Here is a 15,443-nt window from a genome sequence, read left to right on the forward strand (position 1 = left end):
TCAAGGGACGATTTCGACGAGCCCTTTCGCAAAGCGCTGGCCGTTCTCCACATAATGCTTGGCGGACTCGAGCAGCTTCTCGCGCGAGTCGCCGTCGAGAACCCGAATGACCTTGGCGGGCGCGCCGACGATCAGCGAATTATCCGGGAATTCCTTGCCCTCCGTCACCAGCGCATTGGCGCCGACAAGGCAATTTTTCCCGATCTTGGCGCCATTGAGGATCGTCGCGCCCATGCCGATGAGGCTGCCCTCGCCGATCGTGCAGCCATGCAGGACCACATTGTGGCCGATGGTGCAGTCGGCGCCGATCGTCAGCGGAAAGCCCATATCGGTGTGGAGAATGCTGTTGTCCTGGATATTGGTGCGGGCGCCGATGGTGATCCACTCATTGTCGCCGCGCAGCACGCAATTGAACCAGACATTGGCGTCTTCCTGCAGCTCGACGCGGCCGATGAGATGCGCGCCGGGCGCAACGAAATAACGTCCCTCGGCGGGCAGGCGCGGCGCGACGCCGTCGAGCGTGTAAAGCGGCATTCAGTTTCTCCTCCAAGGCTTGAGCGCGCCGGACATTGCCATTTCCGGTCGCGCGCGAAAAGCGGCGGCTGCCAACAATTGATGGCTTTGGCGCGAATAGCCCGCGTTGGGGATTGTCATTCCCGGCGGGCTGCGAGCCCGACCGGGAGTCCAGAGCCACAAAAACACTGGCTTTACTCAGAGCCCGTCATTGCGAGCGAAGCGAAGCAATCCAGAGCCGCGATAGCTGCCCTGGATTGCTTCGTCGCTTACGCTCCTCGCGATGACGAGGCGCGGGCTTGGCGCGAGAAAGCGCAAATGCATCCGGCCGAGTCTCGGAAAATAGTGTATAAACCGTTGCGCGCGCTTCTCTCTTAGCCGTGGAGCGGGCAGTTTGCCGGTCAGCTTACGCGCCATGTCAGGCGCGCCGGCGAATTGGAGGATGCGACCTGGACGGCGGCTCTTGGGATCGGATGCGGATGGCTGGCGTTTTGGCGGCGGCGAACGCTGTCGCGCGCACCGCTGCGACCCCCTTTCATATCGTCAAGTCGATGGCGATCGCGCCGCCCGAGCGGCTGCGCATCGCGCCGCCCGACATTCGCACGGCCGATCCGACGGTCGCCGATGAAATCTACACGGGCTATTTTTCCTTCGCCGGCAAGACGCTGCAAAGTTACGGCGAATCGCCCTTCGCGCTGATGCCGCCGTCGCCCGCCTGGCGCCGCGCGCTGGGGGGTTTCTCCTGGTTGAGGCATTTGCGCGCCGCCGACAAGACGCTGGCGCAGGAGAAAGCGCGCGCGCTCGTCGGCGAATTCCTGGCGATCAAAAAGCTCTCCCCCGATGATCCGGCGCTGGAGCCCGCTGTGGCGGCGCGCCGGCTTCTCTCCTTCTTGGCGCAGTCACCCGTGCTGCTCGAGGGGGCGGAGGCGGATTTCTACGACGCCTTCATGCTCTCGCTCGCGCAAAGCGCGCGGCTGCTGTGGCGCGCGCTGGCGACCGGCCAGGCTCAGGGCGCCGACCGTGCGCTCAGCGCCATTGCGCTCGCCGAGTTTGCCGTCTGCGCCGACACCGGCCGCAAGATCGCGCCGCAAGTCTCGCATGCCCTCTCCGCCGAGCTTGATCGGCAGATTTTGGGCGACGGCGGCCATATCAGCCGCAATCCGCAGGTCGCCGTCGATCTGCTGCTCGATCTTCTGCCGCTGCGCCAGGTGCTGGCGGCGCGCGGGCTGCAGACGCCGCCCGCCATGCTGCGCGCAATAGACCGCATGATGCCGACCTTGCGCATGTTGCAGCATGGCGACGGTTCGCTCGCGCTGTTCAACGGCATGGGGGCGACGGAGCTCGACCGCGTTGCGAGCGTGCTCGCCAATGAGGACACGCGCGGCGCGGCGCCGCTGAAGGCGCCCTATGCGGGCTATCAGCGGCTGGAAGCGGCGGATGCGGTCGTTCTGGTCGACGCCGGCGCCGCCCCGCCGCCCGAGTTTTCGCTCGCCGCCCATGCGGGCTGCCTGTCCTTTGAATATTCTTTAGGCACGGAAAGAGTCGTGGTGAATTGCGGCGCGTCGTCGGCGCCTCATGAGGATCTGCGTGATTTGGCGCGCGCCACCGCCGCCCATTCCACCCTCGTCGTCGACGACCGCTCCTCCGCCCGCATCGCCAGCAAGGATTCCGGGCGCTGGCGCGCTGGCCGGCTGTTCGACGGGCCGCGCAATGTCACGGTCGAGCGCACCGACGCGCAGGCGGCGACGGCGCTTTCACTCACCCATGACGGCTACGCCAAAACATTCGGCTTCATTCACGAGCGCGAGCTGATCCTCTCGGCCGATGGATCGACGCTGGCGGGCAGGGACCGGCTGCTCGGCGTCGAGGCCGGCGCCGCCGGGCCGGGAGAGCAGGAATTCGCGATCCGCTTTCACCTCCACCCGCGCGTGCGCGCGGTGGAGCTTTCGGAGGCGATCGAATTGCAGCTCGCCAGCGGCGAGACGCTCATTTTCGAATCCGATGGCGCCTTTCCGGCGATCGAGGAAAGCATATTTTTCGCCTCGCCCGGCGGCGTGCGCAAATGCGCCCAGATCGTTCTGCGCGGAAAGGCCGCGCCCGGCGCGGAGGTGAGCTGGTCCTTCCAGCGAGCCTGAATCTGGACCGCGCGCCTTCAGGCGCGCAGCGAGCGAGCCTGAAGGCTCGAGGTCCGAGGGGGCGGTCCAAGGTTTCACCACCTGAGGATGTGTGATAAGCGCGGCGTAAATTGCCTTCAGGAAGGACATCCATCCCATGCCGGTCGATCAGCGTAAAGTTGCGCGCGCGCTTCTCTCCGTCTCGGACAAGACGGGTCTTGTCGAATTCGCGCGCGCCCTCGCCGGCCATGGGGTCGAGCTTGTCTCCACCGGCGGCACGCGCAAGGCGCTGGCCGACGCCGGGCTTGCGGTGAAGGATATTTCCGACCTCACGCATTTTCCCGAGATGATGGACGGGCGCCTCAAGACGCTGCATCCGAAGGTGCATGGCGGGCTGCTCGCGATCCGCGAAAATCCCGAGCACGAAGCGGCGATGCTTGCGCATGACATCCGCCCGATAGACCTGCTCGTCGTTAATCTCTATCCCTTCGAAGCGACGCTCGCCAAAGGCGCGCCTTTCGAGGAATGTGTGGAGAATATCGACATCGGCGGGCCGGCGATGATCCGCGCCGCCTCCAAGAATCACGACGACGTCGCCGTTGTCGTCGATCCCGCCGACTACGCGGCCATGGTGGAAGAGTTGAAGGCGACGCAAGGCGCGACGACCCGCGCCACGCGCCGGCGTCTGGCGCAAAAGGCCTTCGCCCGCACGGCCGCCTATGACGCGGCGATCTCCAACTGGCTGGCGCAAGAACTCGATGAGGCGTCGCCGCCGGTTCGCGCCTTCGGCGGCAAGCTCTCCGAGCCCATGCGTTATGGCGAGAACCCGCATCAATCGGCGGGCTTTTATGTCACGGGCGAGGCGCGGCCCGGCGTCGCCACCGCGAAACAGGCGCAGGGCAAGAAGCTCTCCTACAATAATATCAATGATACCGACGCCGCCTTCGAATGCGTTGCGGAATTCGATCCCGCGCGCACGGCCGCCGTCGTCATCGTCAAGCACGCCAATCCCTGCGGCGTTGCGGAGGGCGCGTCGCTCGAAGAGGCCTATGTGAAGGCGCTGCGCTGCGATCCGACCTCGGCCTATGGCGGCATTGTCGCATTGAACCGCAAGCTCGATGCGCAGGCGGCGCGCGAGATCGTGAAGATTTTCACCGAAGTGATCATCGCCCCCGACGCCGAGCAGGAGGCGATCGAGATCGTCGCGGCAAAGAAGAATTTGCGGCTGCTGCTGACGGGCGGATTGCCCGATCCCCGCGCGCGGGGCCTCGCCTTCCGCAGCGTCGCCGGCGGCTTCCTCGCGCAGTCGCGCGACAACGCCGTCGTCGACGACATGGATTTGAAGATCGTCACCAAGCGCGCGCCAAGCGAGGCGGAGCTTGCCAATCTGAAATTCGCCTATCGCGTGGTAAAGCACGTGAAGTCCAACGCCATCGTCTATGCGCGCGATCTCGCCACGGTCGGCATTGGCGCGGGGCAGATGTCGCGCGTCGACAGCTCGCGCATCGCCGCGCATAAGGCGGGCGAGGCGGCGCAGGCGGCCGGGCTCGCCGAGAGCCTGGCGAAAGGCGCGGTCGTCGCGTCGGACGCTTTCTTTCCGTTCCCGGACGGGTTGCTCGCGGCGGTGGCCGCGGGCGCGACGGCGGCCATTCAGCCGGGCGGCTCGGTCAACGACAAGGATGTCATCGCCGCCGCCGACGAGAAGGGCATCGCCATGGTCTTCACCGGCGTGCGCCACTTCCGGCACTAGTTGTCATTCCGTAAAGGATGGCGTGAATTCCTGCCGCTCGCATAATTCCGTGCGAGCGGGACGCGCGCTAGGGTGACGCTCCGCAGATCTTTTTTGGAGTTCGCCTATGCGTCGCGCTTTCGCCCTGTCACTTTGTTTTGCTTTGGCCAGCATGTTCTTGTCGGGGGACGCGCTGGCGAAATCACATAAGCGGGCGCCTGCGCCGCCGCCGGCCGCCGAGAGCGACGACTTTCCGATTCCGCTGCCTAAGGAGCTGACGTCGAACCTGGACTGGCTCAACGATGGGGCAGGCGATCCGGCCACCGGCAATCTGCAGCCGAACGCGCATGCCAATGACAATTATTTTCTCGAGCAACAGGATTTTCGCAGGAACGATCCGACGCGCTTCACCGAGATGGGCACGATCTTCGACGGTTGGTGATCGCAATAAACTGGGCCGGCGCCGAGCCGGCCCTATTCGTTTTGTCATACGCCGAGCTCAGCACACCGGAACCTGACGGTAGCCGACGAAATAGCCGTGACGATAGACGGGGCGGCTCTCGTAATAGCAGCTATCGCTCTCCGCAATCGCGCCGGCGACGAGGCCAAGAGCAACCGCGCCGGCCGCACCCGCCGCATAGGGGCCCCAGCCATAGCCGTGGTGATGATGCCAGTAATAGGCCGAGGCCGGCGTAGCGCTGGCGATGGAGCCGGCGACGACGGTGGCGGCGATCGCGGCGACGAGGGATTTCTTCGACTTGAACATGACGCTCTCCTCTTTGTTTTTCGCAGTCTCGCTGCGAATGAAGAGAGATTAGGCGGCGTCACGCCTGGGCGCCGTGCGTCCTCGCACATGACAGCCGGACCGCGAGCCTTCAGGCTCGCATTGTTGAGCGAGCCCCGAGGCTCGCACAGTTTGTCAATAAACCTCTGAGGCGGCCTCGTCCTTCGAGACGCGAGCTTCGCTCGCTCCTCAGGATGAGGCCTAAGTGTTTGGTTTAAGTGGCAGAAGCCCCTGATGCTGAGAAGCCTGCGAATCCCCGCCGTCATTGCGAGGAGGCGGAGCCGACGAAGCAATCCAGGGCCGCATCGCTGCCCTGGATTGCTTCGCTTCACTCGCAATGACGGGCGCTGAGCGAGCGGTTCAAACGGAAAGGGCGCCAGCCCTTTGTCAGCGGTCTGAGCGAGCCTGAAGGCTCGCGGTCCGGGACGTCACGCCTCGCTTTGCGCCAGCAGCTTTTGCTGATGGTCCGTCGTCAGCGCGTCGAAGATCTCGTCGAACTCGCCTTCCATCACCCGATCGAGCTTATACAGCGTCAGATTGATGCGATGGTCGGTGACGCGGCCTTGCGGAAAATTATAGGTGCGGATGCGTTCCGAGCGGTCGCCTGAGCCGACTTGCGCCTTGCGGTCGTCCGAGCGTTCCTTATCGAGCCGCTGCCGCTCGGCGTCGTAGAGGCGCGAGCGCAGCACGTTCATCGCCTTCGCCCTGTTGCGGTGCTGCGAACGCTCCTCCTGCATCATCACGACGATGCCGGACGGAATATGCGTGATGCGAATGGCGGATTCCGTCTTGTTGACGTGCTGGCCGCCGGCGCCTTGCGCACGCATCGTGTCGATCTGCAAATCCTTCTCGTCGATGTCGAGATCGACTTCCTCCGCCTGCGGCAGCACGGCGACCGTCGCGGCCGAGGTGTGAATGCGGCCCTGCGTTTCCGTTTCCGGCACGCGCTGCACACGGTGCACGCCGGATTCGAATTTCAGCCTGCCATAGACGCCGCGGCCCGTGATCTCGGCGACGATTTCCTTGAAGCCGCCGAGCGCGCCGGGGCTCTCGGAAATCAGATCGACGCGCCAGCCTTTCAGCGCAGCGTATTTCTGATAGGCGCGGAAGAGATCGCCAGCGAAAAGCGCGGCCTCGTCGCCGCCCGTGCCGGCGCGCACTTCGAGAATGACGCCCTTTTCGTCGGCTTCGTCTTTCGGCAGCAAGGCGAATTGCAGCGTTTGCTCGGCGGCTGCGAGCCGCTCGCGCGCCTCGTCCACTTCCGCCTCGGCGAGCGCGCGCATCTCCGGATCGAGCGACGCGTCCGCGAGCATGGCCACAAGATCATTCGCCTCGCGCTCGGCGGCGCGATAGGCGCGGATCGCCTCGACCACCTCGTCGAGCGTCGCGCGCTCGCGCGAGAGCGCGACAAAGGCCTGGCCGTCGGCGCCGCTGGAGAGCTTTTCGCCGATTTCCTCATAGCGGCGCAGAATGAGGTCGAGCTTGTCTTGTGCGAACATCGAGAATTTCAGAGCGAGAGGGAAATCGTCGGGAAGAGGCCGGGCGCGCGCCGCTACAGAGGCACGCCGCGCGCGACGGCATATTCGCGCAGCTTCTCGCGCACGGAAGGCGCGCCGTCGTCCGAAGCCAGCAAGGTCGCGAGAAAGACCTGCGCCTCGTCGATATCGAGGTTGAGGATCATCGATTTTACCGGGCCGATAGCCGCCGGCGCCATGGACAGCGAGCGATAGCCGATGGCGATTAATGCTAGCGCCTCGAGCGGGCGTCCGCCCATCTCGCCGCACAGCGTCACCGGCGTTCTGGCGCGCCGTCCGGCGTCGGCGACGCGCTCCAGCGCACGCAGCACCGGCGTCGAGAGATTGTCGTAACGCTTGGAGACGCGCGTATTGTCGCGGTCGGCGGCGTACATATACTGCACGAGGTCGTTGGAGCCGACCGAGAGAAAATCCGCGCGCGCGGCGATGAGATCGAGCTCCCAGAGGAGCGACGGCACTTCCACCATGGCGCCGAGCTTGAGCGTGAGGGGCTCTGGATAGCGGTGGCGGCGCAAATGCGCCAGCTCGCGCAGCGCAATGGCTTTCGCCGCCTCGAATTCCGAAACATTCGCGATCATCGGGAACATGATGCGCAATTCACGCCCCGCGCCGGCCTTCAGCATGGCGCGAAGCTGCATACGCAAAAGGCCCGGCCGATCGAGGCCGATGCGGATGGCGCGCCAGCCGAGCGCCGGATTCTCCTCTTCGATCGTCGCCATATAGGGAAGGATCTTGTCGGAGCCGATGTCGAGCGTGCGGAACGTCACCGGACGGTTCGGCACGGCGTCGAGCACGCCTTTGTAGAAGCGATACTGCTCGTCCATGCGCGGAAAGCGCGAGGCGAGCATGAATTGCAACTCCGTGCGGAACAGCCCGATCGATTGCGCGCCCGTGTCGTGCACATGCGGCACGTCGATGGCGAGGCCAGCGTTCATATGCAGCGCGATCTCGACGCCGTCCTTGCTGATCGCCGGCACGTCGCGCAGCTTGGCGTATTGCTCCTGACGCCGGGCGCGCAGCCGCGCCTTTTCGGCGTAGGCGTTCTGCACGTCGGGCTGCGGACGCACATGCACCTCGCCGGTCGAGCCGTCGATGATGATGGGATCGCCCGTCTCGACGAGGTCGATGACGCCCCGCACGAGACCGACGGTCGCGACGCCGAGCGCGCGCGCCACGATGGCGACATGGCTCGTCGGCCCGCCTTCCTCCAGCACGAGGCCGCGCAGCCGCGCCCCGTCGTAGTCGAGCAGCGCCGCCGGCCCCATGGTGCGGGCGACGATAATGGCGTTTTCGGGCACGCTCTCCCGGTCGGCCACATAGCCCTGGCCGGTCAACTGGTGCAGCAGGCGGTTGGCGATGTCGTCGAGATCGTGCAGCCGGTCGCGCAGATAGGGGTCGGTCTGGCGCTGCATGCGGGCGCGCGCGTCGTTTTGCACGCGCTCGACCGCCGCTTCCGCCGTCAAGCCGGATTTCACCGCCTCGCGCAGGCGGCGCACCCAGCCTTGGTCATAGGCGACCATGCGGACGGTCTCCAGCACGTCCCGGTGCTCGCCGGCGCCCATGCGGTCGCCATGGGCGACGAGCTCGTCGATCGAGGCGCGCATGGCGTCGACCGCCTGCTCCAGCCGGCTCAATTCGCGCGACAGATCTTCGGCGACGAGCTGCTTCACGACGACGCGCGGCTCGTGCAGCAGCACATGGCCGAGCCCGACGCCCTCGCACATGGGCGCGCCGCGCAGCGAGGCCGGCCGGTAGAGCGCGAGGTCGCGCGGGTCCTGGATCGCCTGCAGCTCGCCCGAGGCGATGAGCTCCGCGAGCAGCATCGCCGTCGTCTGGAGCGCCTCGACCTCCTCCTCGGAATAGACCCGGCGGACTTTGTTCTGGACGACGAGGACGCCGAGCGTCGATCCGCCGCGCAGGATCGGCACGCCGAGGAAAGAGTGATAGGCTTCTTCGCCCGTCTCCGGCTTATAGGCGAAGGCGGGGTGGTCTTGCGCCTCCGAGAGGGCGAGCGGCTCGGCGCTGCGGGCAATGAGGCCGACGAGGCCTTCGCCGGCATGCATGGTCGTCTGGTGGACCGCCTCGCGGTTCAAGCCTTCGGTGGCGTAGAGCTCCAGCCGCTGGTCCGCCCGCAGCACATAGACCGAGCACACCTCGGCGACCATATTCGCGGCAATCTGCACAACGATTTTATCGAGACGCGTCTGCGCGCTCACCGGCTCCGCGCTGATCTCGCGCAGCCGGCGCAGCAAAAGGCGGGGGCCGCCAAGGGCGCTACGCATCCGTTCCATTCCTATCCACAGCGCGCCGCCCGCGGCCGGGGCGTCGCGAAAAACTGCCGTTCACCTTTGTCGGAAATCCGCGCGCGCCGCGCTGCTGACATCCTCGAGCGTATATTACGGCTTCCGCCGTCCGCAAGCGCAGCCGAATTTCCCTCGCAAAGACCATACCGCATTTTCGGCAAGCTTGAATCGACTTGCGGATGAGAGCCGAAGGCTCTACTGATTTTGCGGGCTTTTCGTTTCGAAAGCCGCCCGGCGCGGCGCCGGCTTCGCCCGGGACGGAGTGGCGTTGCGTCCGATATTCTGGCTTCCAGTAGGCGGGATGGCGGCGCGTTGCAAGTTTCGGCCGCGCAATCGTCTCGCCATGGCCGCGATCCAGGAATAGCGAACCGCCCCTTCGAGCGACAGGCTCCACAGCCGAGAAAAGAATGTGCGTCTTCAAACGATTCTGATCGCCCTCTTTGGGTTTCTGGTCTCGACGACCGCCGCGTTTTCAGTCGAATCGGTGCGCGTGCCGCAGGGGGCGCGGGCGATCGATCTCACTCATGTGGTGGAAAAGCATTACTCGCAAAGCGACCGCCTGCAAGTTTCCACCGCGCCGGGCTCGGATGGCATTGTGCGCCGCATCGAAGTCGGCGCCAGGGAGGCCGGCAGCCGCCCCAACTGGATCGTCTTCGCCCTCACCAATGACACGGACGAGCAGATCGAGCGGCTGATTGTTGCGCCGCACTTTCGCCTGCAGGGCTCCGGCGTCATCTGGCCCGATCTCGGCTCGACGCGCATTTCCGCGATCACCGCAAGCCAGGGCTTCCCGCCCGAGGCCGAAGAGTCCGCCGACGCTGACGTCTTCCGCCTGACGCTCGATCCGGGCACGACCGTCACTTATGTCGCGGAGCTGCGCACGCCCAACCTGCCGCAGCTCTATTTGTGGGAGCCCGACGCCTATAAGGACAAGGTGACGAGCCTGACGCTCTACAAGGGCATCGTCATCGGCATCGCCGGCCTGCTTGCGCTTTTCCTCACCATCGTCTTCGTGGTGAAGGGCGCTGTCATCTTCCCGGCGGCGGCGGCGCTCGCCTGGGCGGTGCTGGCCTATGTCTGCATCGACTTCGGCTTCTGGGACAAGATTTTCGGCTCCGACGCCAATGCCGACCGCATCTGGCGCGCCGGCGCCGAGACCGTGCTGTCGGCGACCCTGGTCGTCTTTCTGTTCGCCTATCTCAATCTCAATCGCTGGCATGTGCGCGCCTGGCATGTCGCGGCGCTGTGGCTGCTGATTCTGCTCGATCTCGCCGGGCTCGCCGTTTTCGACGCTCCCGTCGCGGCGGGCGTCGCGCGCATTTCCCTGGCGACGGTCGCCGTCGTCGGCTTCGTGCTGGTGCTTTACCTCGCCTCGCATGGTTTCGACCGCGCGATCATGCTGATTCCCACCTGGTTCCTGCTCGTCGTCTGGGTGGCGACGGCGGGCTTCGCGGTTGCTGGCTGGATGACGAACGATCTGGTGTCGCCCGCGCTTGTCGGCGGCCTCGTGCTCATCGTCATGCTCATCGGTTTCACGGTGATGCAAAACGCCTTTGCGACAGGCGGACTCTCCCATGGCGCGATCAGCGACGTCGAGCGCAAGGCGCTGGCGATGACCGGCGCCAATGAAATCGTCTTCGACTGGGACGTGCCGTCCGACCACATTTACGTCAGCCCCGAGGCGGAGGCCGCGCTTGGCCTCGACCGCGGCGGTCTGGAGGGAGCCGCCTCCTCCTGGCTCGACCTTCTGCATCCCTTCGAGCAGGACCGCTACCGCGCCTGCCTCGATGCGCTGCTGGAACAACGCCGGGGCCGCATCAATCAGGAGTTCCGCCTGCGCGGCGCCGACGGCCATTATCTCGCCTATCGACTGCGGGCGCGGCCCGTTGTCGGGCCGGACGGCGAAGTTATTCGCGTCGTCGGCACGCTGACCGACGTCACCGACGAGCGCAACGCCCAGGAGCGTCTGCTGCACGACGCTGTGCACGATAATCTGACCGGCCTGCCCAATCGCGAGCTGTTCTTCGACCGTCTCGAAGCGGCGCTGGTGTTTGCGCGCATGGAGAAGGACGTGCGGCCGACGGTGCTCGTCATCGACATCGACCGCTTCAAGCAGATCAACGAGCAGGTCGGCATCGCCATGGGCGACAGCATCCTGCTCACCGTCGCGCATCGCCTGACGCGCCTGCTGCAGCCGCAGGACACGCTGGCGCGGCTGCATGGCGACGCCTTCGCGATCATCCTGGCCTCCGAGACGCACGCCGACCATGTGATCACCCTCGCGGACTCGGTGCGCCGCTCGCTCGCGACGCCGGTGCGTTTCACGGATCGCGAGATCGCGCTGTTCGCCTCCATCGGCATCGCGCTCTATGACCAGCAGATCCACCCCGGCGCCGACGACATGCTGGAGGACGCCGAGATCGCCATGCGCCACGCCAAGCGCACCGGCGGCAATCGCATCGAGGTCTTCCGTCCCTCCATGCGCGCGCAGCGCTCCGACCGCCTGACGCTCGAGGCCGATATGCGCCGCGCCTTGGAGCGCGGCGAGGTGAAGGTCTTCTTCCAGCCGATCGTGCGGCTGGAAGACCGCACCATCGCCGGTTTCGAGGCGCTGCTGCGCTGGGACCATCCGCGCCTCGGCCGCCTGGAGCCCGGCCAGTTCATCCCGATCGCCGAGCAGACGGGCCTGATTATCGACATGGGCCTGCTCGCCTTGGAGCGCACGGCGCGCGAGCTTGCCGCCTGGCAACGCGCGCTCGCGGTCGATCCGCCGATCTTTGCTTCGGTGAATGTCTCCTCGCGCCAGCTTCTGCGTCACGATCTCTTGCGCGACGTCAAAAGCGTGCTGATGCATCACGACATTGTGAAGGGGAGCCTCAAGCTGGAGCTCACCGAAAGCCTGGTGATGGAGAACCCCGAATACGCCGCGCAAATGCTGGCGCGCATCAAGGAGCTTGGCGCCGGTCTATCGCTCGACGATTTCGGCACGGGCTATTCGTCGCTCTCTTATCTGCAGCGCTTTCCCTTCGATACGATCAAGATCGACCGCTCCTTCGTGAAACAGAGCGGCAAGGGCGCGCGGCCCGTCATCCTGCGCTCGATCGTCGCTTTGGCGCATGATCTTGGCATGGACGTCGTCGCCGAGGGCGCGGAGACAGAGGCCGACGCGATCGAGCTTTATCAGCTCGGCTGCGGCTATGCGCAGGGCTACGCTTTTGGTCGCCCGATCAGCGCGCAGGAAGCCCGCCGTCTCGTGGGCGCGGCGCCGGAGGCGGCGTAACTTCGGAGAGGCCCGTGGCGCGCAGACTGGAATTCTGGTTCGAATTCGCGAGCACTTATTCCTACCTCGCGGCGGAGGAAATCGAGGAAAAAGCCAAGGCCGTCGACGTCGACGTCGTTTGGCGGCCGTTCCTGCTCGGGCCGATTTTTGCCGGCCAGGGCTGGTCGGACTCGCCTTTTAATCTCTATCCCGCCAAGGGCGCCTATATGTGGCGCGACATGGAGCGGCTCTGCGAGAGAAAGGGGATCGCCTGGCGACCGCCGAGCGTGTTCCCGCGCAGTGGTCTTCTGGCCGCGCGCGTGGCGGCCGCTCTCGAAGGGACGGATCGTCTGGCCCCCTTCGCTCGGGCGGTTTATCACGCAAATTTCGCGTTGGACCGCGACATAGCCGAGCCGTCTGTCCTCGAAGAAATCCTGAGCGAGCTTTCCCTCGACGCGGAAGAACTGCTTCGGCGTGGGACTGACGACGACATAAAGGTCCGGCTGAGGGCGAACACCGACGAAGCCATCCGCCGCGGCGTTTTCGGCGCGCCGAGCTTCTTCGTGAAGGATGAGCTGTTTTGGGGCGGCGACCGCTTGGATCAGGCGTTGGAGATGGCCGCGGCGCCATGAAGAGGCAGCAGCGGGCGAAACGCCGGGCGTGAGCTCATCCCTCCCCTTTACGGGGAGGGTGGCCCCGCGTAAGCGGGGTCGGGTGGGGTAAAGCCCCACCAGAGTCATTGCGGCTTGAACCCCACCCGGCGGCCTTCGGCCGCCGACCTCCCCGTAAAGGGGAGGTATTTGTGGCTAACGGCGTTGCTTTGCTCTCGCGGCGAGCCCCTCGCGCCGCCGCCCCGAACGCGGTAGGTTGCGCCGCTTCGTATTCTCCCGTCATTGCGAGCGAAGCGAAGCAATCCAGAGCCGCGCCCGCTGCTCTAGATTGCTTCGTCGCCTTCGCCTCCTCGCAATGACGGCTGTAGGCCACCTTTGCGATATGACGAAAAAGTCCGCCGCCACGCATTCCCTGCCCGTCGAAGAGCTGTCGCTCGCGCAGGCGCGCGCCGAACATGCGAGCCTCGGCGAAGACATCGCCCGCTATGATCGCGCTTATTATCAGGAAGACGCGCCGCTCGTTCCCGACGCCGACTATGACGTGGCCCGCCGCCGCTACGAAGCGCTGGAAAAAGCCTTTCCCGAACTCGTATCAGAGGAGTCGCTGACAAAAAAAGTCGGCGCCAAGCCGAGCGAAAAATTTGCGAAAGTGAAACACGCCGTGCCGATGCTCTCGCTCGGCAATGTGTTCTCGGATGAGGAAGTCCGCGACTTCATCGCGCGCGTGCGCCGCTTTCTCGGCCTCTCCGAGACGTCGCCCATCGCCTGCACAGCGGAGCCGAAAATCGACGGCCTCTCCTGCTCGCTACGTTACGAGCGCGGCCATCTGGTGCAGGCGGCGACGCGCGGCGACGGCTATGAGGGCGAGGACGTCACCGCCAATATCCGCACATTGAAGGAAGTGCCGCAGCGCCTGCATGACGGCGCGCCGGAAGTGCTGGAGGTGCGCGGCGAGGTCTACATGACCCATGCCGCCTTTGCGGCGCTGAACGAGCGCCAGACAGCGGCGGGCAAGCAGATCTTCGCCAATCCGCGCAATGCGGCGGCGGGCTCGCTGCGCCAGCTCGATTCGCGGATCACCGCCGAACGGCCGCTGCATTTCTTCGCTTACGGCTGGGGCGAGGTGAGCGCTTTGCCGGCCAGAACGCAATGGGGCGTGCTGCAAGCCTTCGACGCCTATGGGCTGAAGATCAATCCGCGCACCAGACTCTGCGAAAGCGTCGAGGAGATGGTGGCGCATTATCACGCGATCGAAGCCGATCGCGCGACGCTCGGCTATGACATTGATGGCGTGGTTTACAAGGTCGACGACATTGCGCTTCAGGAGCGGCTCGGCTTCGTCTCGCGCGCGCCGCGCTGGGCGGTGGCGCATAAATTCCCCGCCGAGCGCGCCACGACGATTCTGCGCGACATCGAGATAAATGTGGGCCGCACCGGCGCGCTCACGCCGGTCGCGCGGCTGGAGCCGGTGACGGTCGGCGGCGTCGTCGTGTCGAACGCGACGCTCCATAACGAAGACGAGATCGCCCGCAAGGACATCCGTATCGGCGACACGGTCGTCGTGCAGCGCGCCGGCGACGTCATCCCGCAGATCGTGGAGGTCATCCCGGAAAAGCGCCCCCATGGCGCGAAGCCTTACGAATTCCCGCAGGTCTGCCCGCGTTGCGGCTCGGCGGCGCTGCGCGAGATCGACGAAAAGACCGGCGAGGCGGATGTCGTGCGCCGCTGCACGGGCTCGCTCGTCTGCCCGGCGCAGGCGGTCGAACGGCTGAAGCATTTCGCCTCGCGCAACGCCTTTGACATCGAAGGGCTCGGCGACAAGCAGATCGAATATTTCTTCGCCGAAGGCCTCATCAAAACGCCCTCGGATATTTTCACGCTCGAAGAGCGCGATCGAAAGAGCCTCACGAGGATCAAGAATCGCGAAGGCTTCGGCGAGACCTCGGTGCGCAATCTCTTCGCGGCAATCGAGGCGCGGCGGGTCATCGCGATCAATCGATTCCTTTATGCGCTGGGCATCCGCCATGTGGGCGAGACCAATGCGCGCCGCCTCGCGAGACACTTCGGCGACTTCGAGACCCTGCGCGAGACGGCGCGCGACGCCGTGCCGGGCACGGAGGCGCGCGCCCGCATCGATTGCATCGACGGAATCGGCCCGGTGGTCTCCGAAGCTCTGCACGACTTCTTCGCAGAGCCGCACAATGAGAAGGAACTCGACGCGCTGCTGGAGCAGGTGACGATCGAGCCGATGCCCGAGGTCGCGTCATCTTCGCCCGTCGCCGGCAAGACGGTCGTCTTCACCGGTTCGCTGGAGCGCCTCACCCGCGACGAGGCGAAGGCGCAGGCCGAGCGCTTCGGCGCGAAGGTCGCGGCGTCCGTGTCCAAGAAAACCGACCTCGTGGTGGCGGGCCCCGGCGCCGGCTCGAAGCTCGCCAAGGCGCAGGAACTCGGGATCGAGGTGATTACGGAAGACGAGTGGTTCAAGCGGACGGGGCAGGAGTAGGCGCCGGCTGCTCGCCATGGGGGCTGTCATTCCCGACGGGCCGGAGGCCCGATCGGGAATCCAGGGCAACGCCCGCTATTTCTGCCCTGGAT

General features: G+C 65.6%; 10 protein-coding genes. 6 read left to right on the forward strand and 4 right to left on the reverse strand.

Going from position 1 to position 15,443, the window contains the following annotated elements:
- Complete coding sequence (locus JJT62_RS02920; protein ID WP_202071166.1) at positions 1 to 534, reverse strand: gamma carbonic anhydrase family protein; 534 nt, start codon at positions 532 to 534, stop codon at positions 1 to 3.
- Between the two features lie 458 nt (positions 535 to 992).
- Here JJT62_RS02920 and JJT62_RS02925 point away from each other — a divergent pair, with 458 nt between their 5' ends.
- The 3 genes from JJT62_RS02925 to JJT62_RS02935 all read left to right on the forward strand — a co-directional run bounded on the left by JJT62_RS02925 (position 993) and on the right by JJT62_RS02935 (position 4,798).
- On the forward strand, positions 993 to 2,648 hold the full coding sequence (locus JJT62_RS02925) for a heparinase II/III family protein (RefSeq protein ID WP_246744661.1): 1,656 nt from the start codon (positions 993 to 995) through the stop codon (positions 2,646 to 2,648).
- 136 nt (positions 2,649 to 2,784) lie between these two features.
- Positions 2,785 to 4,377: a bifunctional phosphoribosylaminoimidazolecarboxamide formyltransferase/IMP cyclohydrolase gene (gene purH / locus JJT62_RS02930; RefSeq protein ID WP_202071168.1), complete on the forward strand. Its 1,593-nt coding sequence runs from the start codon at positions 2,785 to 2,787 to the stop codon at positions 4,375 to 4,377.
- A gap of 106 nt (positions 4,378 to 4,483) precedes the next feature.
- Positions 4,484 to 4,798, forward strand: a complete 315-nt coding sequence (locus tag JJT62_RS02935) for a cellulose-binding protein (protein WP_202071169.1) — start codon at positions 4,484 to 4,486, stop codon at positions 4,796 to 4,798.
- A 57-nt stretch (positions 4,799 to 4,855) separates the two neighbouring features.
- Here the strand turns inward: JJT62_RS02935 and JJT62_RS02940 are convergent, their stop codons facing one another.
- The 3 genes from JJT62_RS02940 to ptsP form a co-directional block, all read right to left on the reverse strand.
- A complete protein-coding gene (locus JJT62_RS02940; RefSeq protein ID WP_202071170.1) occupies positions 4,856 to 5,122 on the reverse strand; it encodes a hypothetical protein in 267 nt (88 codons plus the stop codon).
- 446 nt (positions 5,123 to 5,568) lie between these two features.
- Positions 5,569 to 6,639: a peptide chain release factor 1 gene (prfA, locus tag JJT62_RS02945; RefSeq protein ID WP_202071171.1), complete on the reverse strand. Its 1,071-nt coding sequence runs from the start codon at positions 6,637 to 6,639 to the stop codon at positions 5,569 to 5,571.
- A gap of 53 nt (positions 6,640 to 6,692) precedes the next feature.
- Positions 6,693 to 8,957 (reverse strand): phosphoenolpyruvate--protein phosphotransferase, encoded by a 2,265-nt coding sequence (gene ptsP, locus JJT62_RS02950; RefSeq protein ID WP_202071172.1) that lies wholly within the window; start codon positions 8,955 to 8,957, stop codon positions 6,693 to 6,695.
- A 430-nt stretch (positions 8,958 to 9,387) separates the two neighbouring features.
- On the opposite strand from ptsP, the gene JJT62_RS02955 reads away from it, so the two are divergent.
- From JJT62_RS02955 to ligA, 3 genes are all read left to right on the forward strand, one after another.
- Positions 9,388 to 12,258: an EAL domain-containing protein gene (locus tag JJT62_RS02955; RefSeq protein ID WP_202071173.1), complete on the forward strand. Its 2,871-nt coding sequence runs from the start codon at positions 9,388 to 9,390 to the stop codon at positions 12,256 to 12,258.
- Positions 12,259 to 12,272: 14 nt separating this feature from the next.
- Positions 12,273 to 12,869 carry a 2-hydroxychromene-2-carboxylate isomerase gene (locus tag JJT62_RS02960; protein ID WP_202071174.1) on the forward strand — a complete coding sequence of 199 codons (597 nt, stop codon included), beginning with the start codon at positions 12,273 to 12,275 and terminating at the stop codon, positions 12,867 to 12,869.
- Between the two features lie 361 nt (positions 12,870 to 13,230).
- The gene (gene ligA, locus JJT62_RS02965) at positions 13,231 to 15,351 is read left to right on the forward strand and encodes an NAD-dependent DNA ligase LigA (protein WP_202071175.1); all 2,121 of its coding nucleotides are present in this window, start codon (positions 13,231 to 13,233) and stop codon (positions 15,349 to 15,351) included.
- Positions 15,352 to 15,443: the final 92 nt, after the last annotated feature.

Source organism: Methylocystis sp. Sn-Cys (genome assembly GCF_016745395.1).
GTDB classification, from domain to species: Bacteria; Pseudomonadota; Alphaproteobacteria; order Rhizobiales; family Beijerinckiaceae; genus Methylocystis; species Methylocystis iwaonis.

Coding starts and splice junctions, on each gene's coding strand:
- prfA (WP_202071171.1), bottom strand. CDS start 6,639: ATGTTCGCACAAGACAAGCTCGACCTCATTCTGCGCCGCTATGAGGAA.
- ptsP (WP_202071172.1), bottom strand. CDS start 8,957: ATGCGTAGCGCCCTTGGCGGCCCCCGCCTTTTGCTGCGCCGGCTGCGC.
- ligA (WP_202071175.1), top strand. CDS start 13,231: ATGACGAAAAAGTCCGCCGCCACGCATTCCCTGCCCGTCGAAGAGCTG.
- JJT62_RS02940 (WP_202071170.1), bottom strand. CDS start 5,122: ATGTTCAAGTCGAAGAAATCCCTCGTCGCCGCGATCGCCGCCACCGTC.
- JJT62_RS02920 (WP_202071166.1), bottom strand. CDS start 534: ATGCCGCTTTACACGCTCGACGGCGTCGCGCCGCGCCTGCCCGCCGAG.
- JJT62_RS02925 (WP_246744661.1), top strand. CDS start 993: ATGGCTGGCGTTTTGGCGGCGGCGAACGCTGTCGCGCGCACCGCTGCG.
- purH (WP_202071168.1), top strand. CDS start 2,785: ATGCCGGTCGATCAGCGTAAAGTTGCGCGCGCGCTTCTCTCCGTCTCG.
- JJT62_RS02935 (WP_202071169.1), top strand. CDS start 4,484: ATGCGTCGCGCTTTCGCCCTGTCACTTTGTTTTGCTTTGGCCAGCATG.